A 12094-nucleotide genomic window follows, 5' to 3' on the forward strand; every position below is an offset into this window, starting at 1 on the left:
AGATCAGGAAGCTCCGACCGGGTTCAGCCGCCAGATTTCAAAATTCAGGAAGGTCGCATAGGCGGTCCAGCAGATATAAGGCACCATCAGCCAGAACGCAGGGCGGCTGATCGGATGAAAACGGATCAGGCAAATGATGATCGCCAGATTCAGAAGGAAGATATTGATCAGCCCGAGATCCGGACGCTGCATCCCGAAGAACATGAAAGACCAGGCACAATTCAGCGCAAGCTGTACCGCCCAGGCGGTCAGGGCTGCCTCCTTCCGGTCTGAACTGCTGATCGCAATCCGCCAGGCAGCAACAGCCATCAGAATGTAGAGCGTCGTCCAGGCCGGACCAAAAACCCAGCGGGGCGGATTATAGGGCGACTTGACGATCTCCGCATACCAGCCATCAATCTGTGGCACAGTCACATAGCTGCCCAGCGCGCCTACAGCCAGTGTCAGGGCCAGTAAACCAGCCAGAACGAGGAATGATTTCAGACGGGTTGGCGATGCCATTTCGATGCCTTCTGTTTTGACTGAAAGGTATATGGGGACTGGTCGGAATGAATGAAATCAGAACCCGCCCGCGGGCTGCGTTTTATCGGCATCAGGACCAGAAGCCCGGCCTTTACCCCCTCCCCGCAGCCGATAGTGAAACAGAACAGAACGATGGGCATCGTCAATTTTCCGGGTTTCATCCGCTGTTACGCCGGGAAGCTCAAAGTAAATGCTGACCAGCGAGGCTTCACTCTGCAGGTCAGTCAGTTCTGGCCTGAGCATGACCATTACTTCACGGTTGAGGAAACAGAGAAAACCGTCATGCCCTGTCAGGTCGGATCGCAGAAAGTCCCCCCATACCACCTGCAGATTGTCTGGCCCAACCAGCTTCTGGCGCAACCACAGACAAAATACTGGCAATGGCGAACGTTCATAAGCTGTCACCCGCGCCGCGGGCCAGCGCCGGGCAGCAGCAACGGCCAGACCACCCCAGCCGGCCCCGAGTTCTGCAATATCACGGCGACCGGCCAGCAAATCAACGGCTGCCCTTCTGGCCCTGCGGCCACTTGGCATCGGTGGCGCACCGGTGATCAGCGTATAGACCGCGATCACTGCAATTGCTGTCAGTGACAGCCCCAGAGCCAGAAAATCAAGAATTGTCATGTGAATTGCTGCACCCGCGAAAACCCTATTTGCGCCGAACCGCATCAAACCTATGATACTGCTGATACAGAGCGGCGACCTGCCGTCGGGGAGAATAGCATGAGCGCGAAGATCATCACCATCGCACAGCAAAAGGGCGGTGCCGGAAAAACCACCGTGGCCGCACAACTGGCCGTTGCTCTGGCAACGGGGAAGCGAAAGGTTGCCCTGGTTGATATTGATCCGCAGGGCAGCCTGACCGCTTGGCATGGATTACGGCGTAAGACGATGGGACAGGATGCCGGCGGCATTCACCTTTCCGTAGTCGCCGGATGGCAGCTATCAAACGAACTCGGCCGCCTGCGCGATGATTTCGATCTGCTCATTGTTGATAGCGCGGCCAACGCCGATACGGAAAACAAGGCCGCGATCCGGGCCTCCGACCTTGTTCTGGTGCCGATGCAGCCCAGCCTTGTAGACCTCTGGGCTACCGGACCGACACTGACACTGGCGGAGAAACAGAAAACCCGCGCCATGCTGCTGCTGAACCGGGTACCGCCGAGAGGCAGGCTGCTGGATACCATCAGACAGAAAGTCCGGGAGGAAGGCCTGCCCTGCATGAAAGCCAGCCTTGGCAACCGGGTGGCTTTTGCCTCATCAATGCTGGAAGGCCGTGGCGTGCTTGAAACTGAAAAATCCAGCCTCGCCGCAAAAGAAATCCTCACGGTGCTTCGCGAGGTCGAAAAATCCCTGAAAACGGTGTAGGGTCACATCATGGAAAATACAGCAATTACAGCAATCGCCGTCGCCCTGCATGTCCTCACCAGCACCTGGTGGGTGGGCGGCATGTTGTTCGCCTACTGGATCTTACGTCCGGCAGCAGATCCGATGGACCCACCGGAACGCCTCAAACTCTGGGGACGGGTATTCGGGGCCTTCTTCAAGTCAGTATGGGCAGCCATCATTATCATACCGGCCACCGGCTACTGGCTGGTCTGGGAAGTCTATCAGGGCTTCGCAAATGTCGGACAGAACATCCACGCCATGCATATGATTGGCTGGATCATGATCTGCCTGTTCCTGTGGCTTTATTTCGTGCCTTACGCTGCTTTCCGGCGGGCGCTTGCCAACGATGATTATCCCGCTGCCGGAAGCGCTATCGTCCGGATCCGAAAGCTTGTGGCGACCAATTCCATGCTGGGCGCCTGCAATGTCCTGATTGCCGGCTCCGGGGCCTACTGGGGCTGACATCTGCTGGGCTGACACCGGTCACTGAAGACCGGGGCCAGCCCGTCAGAGATCAGGTATCGGCAGCTTCGCCGATATTATCCACACCACGTTGCTCGACCACATTGGTCAGCCAGTCCGGGTCCATTTCCGGCACCGAGGACAGCAGCAGGTCCGTATAGGGATGGTGCGGCGGGGTGAACATTTCCTTCTTGCCCCCCTGCTCCACCACTCTGCCCTGCTTCATCACCACAACCTCGTCAGCGATCGAGCGTACGGTCGCAAGGTCATGGGTGATGAACATATAGGCCAGGTCGAGTTCCTTCTGCAGCCTGTCCAGCAGCTTCAGGATGCCCTCCGCCACCAACTGATCGAGCGCGCTGGTCACCTCATCACAGATGATGAATGTCGGCTCGGCCGCCAGCGCCCGGGCAATCCCGATACGCTGTTTCTGACCACCGGACAGTTCAGGCGGATACCGGTTGTAGTACTGCGATGGTTCCAGTTCGATCAGGTCGAGCAGTTCATCAACCCGGCTTTTCAGCGCATTGCCTTTCAGCCCGCCATAGAACTGGGCCGGACGGCCAATGATTTCCTTGATCTGAACCTTCGGATTCAATGCCGTATCCGCCATCTGATAGATCATCTGCGCCTGACGAAGCTGATCCTTGGTACGCTGGCGGTAATTCGGCGGAAGCTCCTCGCCCTTGAACAGAACCTGTCCCGCTGTCGGCGGCAGAAGTCCTGTAATGCATCGCGCTGTTGTGGACTTGCCGGAACCGGATTCACCCACCACAGCCACCGTCATGCCCGCATGAATATCAAAGGAAACATCATGCAGTACCGGAGTCTGTCCATAGGATGCATCAATATTCTGAACCGACACCACGGGAACCGCATCACCGGAAGGACGTGATTTCTGATCGCGCTTGAAACTGCGAACCGCCCAGAGTGACTTGGTATAGTCCTCCTGCGGCGATTCCAGCATGCTGCGGGTATCAGACTGTTCAACCTCATCACCCTTCAGCAGCACTTTGATCGTATCAGCCATCTGAGCCACGACAGCGAGGTCGTGGGTGATGTAGATTGCCGCCGTATTGAACTGGTCGACAATATCGCGAATCGCCAGCAACACCTCGATCTGGGTGGTTACATCCAGTGCCGTCGTCGGCTCATCAAAGATAATCAGGTCTGGACGGCAGGACATGGCCATAGCCGTCATCGCCCGCTGCAACTGCCCACCGGAAACCTGATGCGGATAGCGGAAGCCGATTTCCTGCGGATTCGGCAGGCGCAGCTTCTCATACAGACGAATGGCGTCTTCCTGGCTTTCGAGACGCTTCATGATCCGGTAATGGGTCGGCGTTTCTGTGTGCTGATCAATCAGCCTGTGAGCCGGGTTGAACGACGCCGCAGCGGACTGCGCCACATAGGCAATCCGCGAACCGCGCAGAGCACGCTTGTCTGATTCCGATGTGGTGGTCAGCTCCATTCCGTCAAACTCAATGGAACCGCCGGAGATACGGCACCCGTCGCGGGCATAGCCCATTGCGGCCAGTCCCATCGTCGATTTGCCGGCCCCGGATTCACCGATCAGGCCCATGACCTCCCCGCGATGCAGGGTCAGGTCAACACCATGAACAATTTCAACCCACTTCTCGTCTGAATAACCTTCAATACGAAGGTCCTTCATCTCCAGCAGAACTTCCTTTTTCTTTGGCATATCGACTACTCCTTCAGACCCGACGACCGGTACAACATCCAGTCGACGACAAAGTTTACGGACACTGTCAGCAGCGCAATGGCAGCCGCGGGAATGAGCGGCGTGATTTCACCAAAGGAAATCAGGGTCGCATTCTCACGTACCATCGAGCCCCAGTCCGCTGTTGGCGGCTGGATGCCAAGACCAAGGAATGACAGACCTGCGATCAGCAGGAAGACGAAACAGAATTCGAGGCCGAATTCCGCAATCAGGGGCGCTGTCGAGTTCGGCAGGATTTCCTTGCGGATCAGATACCACATACCTTCACCCCGCAGACGCGCCGCCTCAATATAATCCATCACCACGATGTTCCCGGCGACCGCTCTGGTCAGGCGGAAAACACGCGGCGAATAGATAATCGCAACGATGACCACCAGAACGAAAGCATTGGTGCCAAAAATCGACAGCATCAGCAGCGCGAAGATAAGCGACGGAATAGACATGATGACATCAGCAGCCCGTCCCATAACCTGATCCAGCCAGCCACCAAGCGTTGCTGCCAGCAATCCGGCAAAGGCCCCCATGACAAAGGCCGCTGTGGTCGCAACCAGCGCCAGACCAACAGTATTTCGTGCGCCGAAGACAAGCCGGCTGAACAGGTCACGACCTAACTGGTCGCCCCCCAGAAGATAGACATTATCTGCTGGTGCAAAGGCTTCCGTAACGATCTCCGCTTCACCGAAAGGTGCAATTACCGGAGCGAATATACCGGTGATGGCGTAAACACCGACGATAAACAGCCCGAAGCTGGCAGTCAGCGGAGCGGTCCGCATCGCCTTGGCCGGATCCCGTGGCAGCACGATAACCAGAAACTCGCGGAATGCGTAAGAAGTCCCTGCCGCCAGTGCGATGATCCCGGCAAACACAGTCATCGACCAGAGCGTCGATTCACCGCCAACGATACCAATCACAAAAGAGGCCAGTGTGAGGGAGAACAGCAGCAGAAAGGCACTGCGAAGATTATAATAGGCCGCCAGACAGGAGGCGCCGATCAGTATTGCATAATAGCCTATGACGAAGAAATTCATGACAGCCCCCTCACTTCTTGTACCGCAAACGCGGGTTGGTGATGATCGCCCCGACATCTGCCGCCAGATTCAGCAGAATGAAGGTTGCAGCGAAGATGAGGCAGCAGGCCTGCACTACCGGGAAATCCCGTTTGGTCACGGCATCGACAAGCAACTGCCCGATGCCCGGATAAACAAAAACCACCTCGACCAGCACCACGCCTGTGATCAGATAGGCAAGGTTCAGCGCAACCACGTTGATGATCGGCGCCCAGGCATTGGGAAGCGCATGCTTCACAATGACTTTCCAGGCCGGCATCCCCTTGACCCGCGCCATTTCGATATAGGGCGAGGCCAGCAGGCTGATGATCGCAGCCCGGGTCATCCGCATCATATGAGCAACGACAACCAGAACCATGGTCAGCGCCGGCAGGAATGTCCGTTCGAGAATTTCAAGGAAGGACATGCCATCGCTGATTTTCGCAATGGACGGGAAATATCCCCCCTTCACGGAGAAGTAGAGGATCAGGATGTAACCCAGGAAAAATTCCGGTGACGAGATTGATGTCAGGGTCAGCACATTGGCGACGCGATCAAACAGGGTGTTGCGCAGCAGGGCCACAACAACCCCGAGCGCGATTGCAATGGGAACCGCAATCACCGCAGCGTAACAGGCCAGAAACAATGTGTTCATGAAACGCGGGCCGATGATTTCGCCGACCGGCGACTGAGAAATCAGCGAAACGCCGAAATCGCCGGTGACAGCACCAAGCAGCCATTCGAAATATCGAACGGGGGCTGGCCGGTCCAGTCCCATTTGCTCACGCATGGCAGCAACGGTTTCATCCGTAGCCCCCATTCCCAGAACTGCCCGGGCTACATCACCCGGCAGAAGCTCAACCGCGCCAAAAATAATGATTGAGATAATGAGCAGTGTCAGCAGCCCAAGTCCCAGTCGTTTGGCAACGATGCCCAATACATCGCCCATAATCTTAAATCCCCCTGAAAAACTTACCGGACTCCGGCGGTTACGGCCTCACAGACCGATACCGGCGGTCCTCCCGCCCGGATGGTGTGGTGTGGCGGGGTAACGAACCAGGTTCGAAACCCCGCCAACCAGACTTACTTCTGATACTATCAGTGAAACATCACCGACAGATCAGGAATCAAACCACCAGCGGCTTGCACCGCGTGCGCCGTCGACCTGCCAGCTTGCGGCAAGGTTCGGGCCGTGTTTGACCTTCTTGTTTCGTGCGTAGACGAAGTTCGTAAACATCGGGATGATCGTCCCGCCGTCATTACGGGCCAGTTCCTGCATCTCGCGATACATCGCCGCCCGCTTGTCCTGATCCAGTTCCGCCTTTGCCTGACGCAGCAGCACATTGAATCGCTCGTTCTGCCAGTGGCTTTCGTTCCAGGCAGCATCGTCCTTGTAAGCCAGGCTGAGCATGACATCCGGTGTCGGACGTGCGCCCCACTGCACCATGCAGAACGGCTTCTTCAGCCAGACATCCGAGTAATAGCCATCGTTCGGCTCACGCACGACATTGATGTTAATGCCGGCCTTCTTGGCCTGCTCGGCATACAGAACACAAAGGTCGACCGCGCCGGAGAACACACTGTCTGCCGTTGACAGGCTGACCGACAGATTCTCGTGACCAGCTTTTTTCAACAGAGACTTCGCCTGATCCGGATCATATTTGCGCTGCGGCAGATCCGCCCAGTACGGCATGTTCGGCGAGACATGGGCATCATTGCCCGGAATAGCCGTGCCATATGCAATCTTCTGGATGATTTCATCCCGGTCGATCGCCAGCTTCAGTGCGTTACGCACATTGACATCATCGAACGGTGCCTGATCACAGAACATCGGCATCGTGATCGCAGCACCACTCGGCACATTGTCGATCTCGATGTTCGGATTACGCTTCAGCAGCGACAGCGTTTTCAGTTCAAGCTGCGTCACTGCATCGACATCACCGGTCACCAGCGCCGTCTGACGGGCATTCGGATCGTTGAGAACAGTAACCTCAACCTCGTCAAACCAGGCGCCCTGACCATGCCAGCCGTCATGACGTACCAGCTTGGTATTCACACCAAAGTCATTATTGACGATCTTGTAGGGGCCGGAGCCATCGCCGGACTGCCAGTCAATCGTGCCATCAGCCTTCGCCGGGCAGATTGCCAGATGATAATCCGTCATCAGCCAGGGCAGATCGGCATTGCCGGCGGCCAGCTTGAAGGTTACGGAATGGCTGTCATTCTTGACGATATCATTGACATCCTTGAGCAGTGCCTTGGCTGCTGAAGTGGTCTTCTCGCCACGATGATGATTCATTGAGGCAATGATATCATCCGCCGTCACCGGCTTGCCGCTGTGGAAAGACGCACCCTTGACGATCTTGAAGGTCCATTCCTTCGCATCCGGGGTGGCTTCCCAGGATTCTGCAAGGTCAGCCCCAAGACCGTTTTCCGGGGTAATCATCGTCAGATAGCTGCGATAGGTATGCGCAAGCTGAATGATGGAGAAGCTGAGATAGGTGCCCGGATCGTGGGTGTCTGACGTATTACCGTCATGTGAACCAAGCCGGAACAGTCCGCCCTTCTTTGGTGCTGCCATCGCCGACGTCGACCAGATGCCCGACGCAACCGACAGGGAAACGCCGGCAGCCAGAGCATGGCTCATGAAGTCACGACGCGAGATACGCCCGCGACGGACCTCCGCCTCCATGCGCTTAATCAGATTAAATTCAGTGTTCCCAGCCATAATACCTCCTTAGGCCTAGTGGTGTCCGGTCAGTTTCTGACCATTTTCAGTAGTCCTCCGGCAGACAAGACTGCCTGACCGGAGTTCATGCGCAGCCACAGGAAAGTCACAGCCTGAAAAACACGTATAAACAGCCTTATCGGATTTTCTAAAACCGATCGCATGTACATAAGACTTCAAGCAGGTTTCTCCCGGCGGCATGTCCGGATCGGGGCAGTCAGACACTGGTCTGCACTCCTGATGGAGCCGGATCGCAGTGAAATGCGACAATAATGACGCAACGACATCCCCCACCGCATTGCAGAAAACATCGGCCAACATCACGTGGCCGATATGCATGCGGTTTCAAATCAACAGGTGCCCATAGTGACGGCAGAGCGCCGAAACGGCAACAGGATATTGTTTTTGGGCGACATACTGTCTTATTTACGACCTGCTGATAATCGGGTGGTCACCGCCACCTCACTATGAAGGGTGCGGTGAACCGGGCACTTATCAGCAATTTCCAGCAACTTCTGTCGCTGTTCATCCGTCAGATCACCATCCAGCTCAACAACCCGGTCAAAGTGGTCGATCTTTGCGTCCTTTGTTTCGCATTCCGCGCAATCACTGGCGTGGTCCTTTTTGTGGGTCAGTGTCACAGACACTTTCTCCAGCGGCCATTTCTTGCGATTCGCATACATCCGGATTGTCATTGACGTACAGGCACCAAGCGACGCACTGAGCAGACCATAAGGTGTCGGCCCGGTATCCCGCCCCCCGATATCCTTTGGTTCATCGGCCCGGATCAGGTGGTTTCGACCAATCGCAATATGCTGGGCGAACAGGCCATCGCCGGCTTCTGCGACCAGCACCTCTCCCTCTCCGGCCGATATCGACGGGTCCTTTGCAGAAGTCGCATCATCAATATAACGGCGGCTCCAGGCGCTGATCACACTGGCCACATAAACGGCATCGGCTTTCCGGCTAAGCAGATGGTCTGCATCATCCAGACTGATGAAACTTTTCGGATGTTTGGCGGCCGCATAAATCGCCGCCGCATTATCAATCCCGACGGTCTGGTCGACCGGTGAATGGAAGATCAGCAATGCCTTGTGCAGTTTGCCGATTGCCGCCGATACGTTCTGGTTAGCGATATCATCAAGGAACTGCCGGCGGATCCGGAATGACCTCCCGACAAGCTGAACCTCTGCCTCACCTTCAGACTCAATCTCATTGATTGCGCTGGAAAAATTATGTTTCACATGGCCTGGGTCAGAAGGTGCCGCAATGGTACAGACCGCTTGCACATCAGGCATCCGGCCAGCCGCGACCAGAACCGCAGCTCCCCCAAGGCTATGCCCGATCAGCACACGGGGCGCGGTATATTCCGACGCCATGAACTGATAGGCTGCAACAAGGTCATCAACATTGGAAGTGAAGTTTGTATTGGCAAACTCCCCTTCGCTTGCCCCCAGCCCTGTAAAATCGAAACGCAGTACAGCAACGCCCTGTTCAGTCAGTTCGGCAGCTATTCTCGATGCCGCAAAGATGTCCTTGCTGCAGGTAAAACAGTGGGCAAACAGCGCGAACGCGCGCGGTGAGTTGTCCGGGCTGTCGAGCCGGGCCGCAAGCTTTTCACCAAGCGCGCCTGTGAATGTAATTTTCTCGCTCTTCATTCCCGGATACCCCGTTTGTTTAACTGAACACTGGGGGGACCATAACCGGACGACATCATCCTGTCAGGTTAACGTTCCATCTTCCTCCGTCAGATCAGGCCAAAGCCGATCGCCAGCATCCGTAAGGCCAGCAAGGTCACGAGAATCTTGAATATCCGGCGAAACATCTCTTCCGGCACCCGGTCCAGCACATGACGCCCCAGCAAACCGCCGAAAAATGTTGCCGCGATCATCATCACAATCAGATGCATGTAGGGCGCAAAGGCAAATCCGAGAATGCCGAACGCGATCAGCTTGAACATATGTACAAAAGCGACACAGGCGGACTGCGTGCCGATAAGTCCCCGCCGGTCATCCATTTTGCTGCCGATGAAGACCATGATCAGGGCACCGATCGACCCGCCCAGCATCGCGACAAAGCTGGACACCGCACCAAGGGCAGCCCCGCGCCAGCTGCTGCTGTTACCGGCTCTCGGCTTTGGGCCCCAGACACTGAAAAGAATCAGGGCTCCGATTACAATCTGCAATATATCACCGGGCAATTGCAGGCTTACTGATGCCCCTGCGAGGCCACCGACAACAGCCCCCGCACCAAAAACCAGGGCTATCCGCCAGTCGATATAATGCCGGTTTGCCGTGACCCGGAAGATCGAGGATGCGGACTCAACCGCACCATGTAGCGGAACAACCGCAGCCGGTGGCACCAGACTTGCGAGAATAACCAGGCTCAGCCCGCCGGTCGGACCAATCGCTGCATTGAAAATCGAAATGATAAAGGAACTTAAAACCAGAATGGCTTCTGTGATTGTCATAACAGGGCTATAAAATGCCGCCGTCGCCTTTACCAGTCACAATTGAAAGTCTCTCGATGACCAACTCGCAAAGCTTTGAGATCATAGAAAAAACAAGTCCCTATGCAGGCTACTACCGGATCGACAAATTCCGCGTGCAGCACAGCCTGCATGATGGCGGCACCAGCGCCCTTCTGGAGCGCGAAGTTTTTGAACGCGGGCATGTCGGCGCGGTACTGCCCATCGATCCGGCTCGCGACAAAGTTGTTCTGATCGAGCAGTTCAGACCCGGCGCACTGGCTGCCGGCTGGCATCCATGGGTTATCGAATGCGTTGCCGGGGTCATTGAAGAAGGCGAATCGCCGGAGGATCTTGCCCGGCGCGAAGCGGTCGAAGAAGCCGGCTGCACGATCAGCGACCTGAAACCGGTATTCCGTTTCCTGACATCTCCCGGTGCGTCATCAGAAACCGTCACACTGTTCGCTGGTCGTGTGGATGTCAGCAATGTCGGCGGTGTTCACGGGCTGGCCGAGGAAGGAGAAGACATCAGGGTTCTGGTAATGAGCGTGAATGAGGCGCTTGCCCTGTTACAAGATGGCAAGATCGTCAACGCCAAGACCATCATCGCCCTGCAGTGGCTGGCAGCGAACTATTCTTCCCTGAAGGCGGAATGGCAGGCCGGCGCTTGATCGGACATCCTGCTGACCCTACCTTGGCAGGCAACAACGAGACATATCAGACCGACAGGAAACACCATGAAATTTCGCAAGAATTTTGTCGATGCGATCGGCAACACGCCGCTCATCAGACTAAATGCAGCTTCTGAAGCAACAGGCTGCACCATCCTCGGCAAGGCGGAGTTTCTGAACCCCGGCGGCTCGGTAAAGGACCGGGCAGCCATGGGAATCATCAAGGCTGCGGAACGCGACGGCAAACTGCGGCCGGGTGGTGTGATTGTTGAAGGGACTGCCGGCAATACCGGTATCGGCCTGGCGCTGGTCGGCAACTCGCGTGGCTATCGTACCGTCATTGTGATCCCCGAGACGCAAAGTCAGGAAAAGAAGGATTTTCTGCGGCTTGTCGGTGCTGACCTGCGGGAAGTGCCGGCCGTGCCCTACAAGGATCCGAACAACTATGTTCATGTCTCGCAGCGGCTGGCGGAAGAACTCGCCGCAACCGAGCCGAACGGCGCGATCTGGGCCCAGCAGTTCGACAATATTGCCAACCGTGCTGCGCATCGAGAAACAACCGGCCCCGAAATTTATGAACAGACCAATGGCAAAGTCGATGGCTTCATCTGCGCTGTCGGTACCGGCGGCACGCTGGCCGGCACCGGCATGTTCCTGAAAGAGCAGAACAGCAACATCCGTATCGGTCTGGCTGACCCGATGGGGGCAGCACTGTACAGCTACTACAAGGATGGCGAACTGAAATCGAGCGGCACCTCGATCTCGGAAGGTATCGGACAGGGTCGCGTCACCGCCAATCTGGAAGGGCTGACCGTTGACCATCCGTTCCAGATTCCGGACGAGGAAGCCATTCCCATTGTCTTTGACCTGCTCCGGAAAGAAGGACTCTGCCTCGGACTGTCCAGCGGCATCAATGTTGCCGGTGCGATCCGGCTGGCGAAGGAACTTGGCCCCGGTCATACCATTGTCACTATTCTCTGCGACTGGGGACATCGCTATCAGTCGAAACTGTTCAACCCCGCCTTCCTGCGCGAAAAAGGCCTGCCCGTTCCCGAATGGCTGGTCTGA

12 protein-coding genes are annotated in these 12094 nt (G+C 56.4%); 4 read left to right on the forward strand and 8 right to left on the reverse strand.

Annotation, left to right across the window (positions count from 1 at the left end):
* Positions 1-3: 3 nt before the first annotated feature.
* Positions 4-501: a tryptophan-rich sensory protein gene (locus GH722_17245; protein ID MRG73519.1), complete on the reverse strand. Its 498-nt coding sequence runs from the start codon at positions 499-501 to the stop codon at positions 4-6.
* A gap of 57 nt (positions 502-558) precedes the next feature.
* Positions 559-1146, reverse strand: a complete 588-nt coding sequence (locus GH722_17250; GenBank protein MRG73520.1) for a hypothetical protein — start codon at positions 1144-1146, stop codon at positions 559-561.
* A 99-nt stretch (positions 1147-1245) separates the two neighbouring features.
* Between GH722_17250 and GH722_17255 the strand changes: the two genes are divergently transcribed.
* Both GH722_17255 and GH722_17260 read left to right on the forward strand, forming a co-directional pair.
* Entirely contained in the window at positions 1246-1890 is a 645-nt protein-coding gene (locus GH722_17255) for an AAA family ATPase (GenBank protein MRG73521.1), read from the forward strand.
* Between the two features lie 9 nt (positions 1891-1899).
* Positions 1900-2373 carry a hypothetical protein gene (locus GH722_17260; GenBank protein MRG73522.1) on the forward strand — a complete coding sequence of 158 codons (474 nt, stop codon included), beginning with the start codon at positions 1900-1902 and terminating at the stop codon, positions 2371-2373.
* Positions 2374-2425: 52 nt separating this feature from the next.
* Here the strand turns inward: GH722_17260 and GH722_17265 are convergent, their stop codons facing one another.
* The 6 genes from GH722_17265 to GH722_17290 form a co-directional block, all read right to left on the reverse strand.
* Positions 2426-4075, reverse strand: coding sequence for an ATP-binding cassette domain-containing protein (locus GH722_17265; protein MRG73523.1), 1650 nt, complete (start codon positions 4073-4075; stop codon positions 2426-2428).
* A gap of 5 nt (positions 4076-4080) precedes the next feature.
* Positions 4081-5142: an ABC transporter permease subunit gene (locus tag GH722_17270; protein MRG73524.1), complete on the reverse strand. Its 1062-nt coding sequence runs from the start codon at positions 5140-5142 to the stop codon at positions 4081-4083.
* Positions 5143-5152: 10 nt separating this feature from the next.
* Positions 5153-6109: an ABC transporter permease subunit gene (locus GH722_17275; protein ID MRG73525.1), complete on the reverse strand. Its 957-nt coding sequence runs from the start codon at positions 6107-6109 to the stop codon at positions 5153-5155.
* A gap of 171 nt (positions 6110-6280) precedes the next feature.
* A complete protein-coding gene (locus tag GH722_17280) occupies positions 6281-7888 on the reverse strand; it encodes a twin-arginine translocation signal domain-containing protein (GenBank protein MRG73526.1) in 1608 nt (535 codons plus the stop codon).
* 422 nt (positions 7889-8310) lie between these two features.
* The gene (locus GH722_17285; GenBank protein ID MRG73527.1) at positions 8311-9546 is read right to left on the reverse strand and encodes an alpha/beta fold hydrolase; all 1236 of its coding nucleotides are present in this window, start codon (positions 9544-9546) and stop codon (positions 8311-8313) included.
* A gap of 89 nt (positions 9547-9635) precedes the next feature.
* Positions 9636-10358 carry a TSUP family transporter gene (locus GH722_17290; GenBank protein MRG73528.1) on the reverse strand — a complete coding sequence of 241 codons (723 nt, stop codon included), beginning with the start codon at positions 10356-10358 and terminating at the stop codon, positions 9636-9638.
* Positions 10359-10414: 56 nt separating this feature from the next.
* On the opposite strand from GH722_17290, the gene GH722_17295 reads away from it, so the two are divergent.
* Together GH722_17295 and GH722_17300 are read left to right on the forward strand one after the other, a co-directional pair.
* Entirely contained in the window at positions 10415-11026 is a 612-nt protein-coding gene (locus GH722_17295; protein MRG73529.1) for an NUDIX domain-containing protein, read from the forward strand.
* A gap of 66 nt (positions 11027-11092) precedes the next feature.
* Positions 11093-12094: a cysteine synthase A gene (locus GH722_17300; GenBank protein ID MRG73530.1), complete on the forward strand. Its 1002-nt coding sequence runs from the start codon at positions 11093-11095 to the stop codon at positions 12092-12094.

It is taken from the genome of Alphaproteobacteria bacterium HT1-32 (assembly GCA_009649675.1).
In the GTDB taxonomy this organism is placed as follows: domain Bacteria; phylum Pseudomonadota; class Alphaproteobacteria; order Rhodospirillales; family HT1-32; genus HT1-32.

Coding starts and splice junctions, on each gene's coding strand:
- GH722_17245 (MRG73519.1), bottom strand. CDS start 501: ATGGCATCGCCAACCCGTCTGAAATCATTCCTCGTTCTGGCTGGTTTA.
- GH722_17250 (MRG73520.1), bottom strand. CDS start 1,146: ATGACAATTCTTGATTTTCTGGCTCTGGGGCTGTCACTGACAGCAATT.
- GH722_17255 (MRG73521.1), top strand. CDS start 1,246: ATGAGCGCGAAGATCATCACCATCGCACAGCAAAAGGGCGGTGCCGGA.
- GH722_17260 (MRG73522.1), top strand. CDS start 1,900: ATGGAAAATACAGCAATTACAGCAATCGCCGTCGCCCTGCATGTCCTC.
- GH722_17265 (MRG73523.1), bottom strand. CDS start 4,075: ATGCCAAAGAAAAAGGAAGTTCTGCTGGAGATGAAGGACCTTCGTATT.
- GH722_17270 (MRG73524.1), bottom strand. CDS start 5,142: ATGAATTTCTTCGTCATAGGCTATTATGCAATACTGATCGGCGCCTCC.
- GH722_17275 (MRG73525.1), bottom strand. CDS start 6,109: ATGGGCGATGTATTGGGCATCGTTGCCAAACGACTGGGACTTGGGCTG.
- GH722_17280 (MRG73526.1), bottom strand. CDS start 7,888: ATGGCTGGGAACACTGAATTTAATCTGATTAAGCGCATGGAGGCGGAG.
- GH722_17285 (MRG73527.1), bottom strand. CDS start 9,546: ATGAAGAGCGAGAAAATTACATTCACAGGCGCGCTTGGTGAAAAGCTT.
- GH722_17290 (MRG73528.1), bottom strand. CDS start 10,358: ATGACAATCACAGAAGCCATTCTGGTTTTAAGTTCCTTTATCATTTCG.
- GH722_17295 (MRG73529.1), top strand. CDS start 10,415: ATGACCAACTCGCAAAGCTTTGAGATCATAGAAAAAACAAGTCCCTAT.
- GH722_17300 (MRG73530.1), top strand. CDS start 11,093: ATGAAATTTCGCAAGAATTTTGTCGATGCGATCGGCAACACGCCGCTC.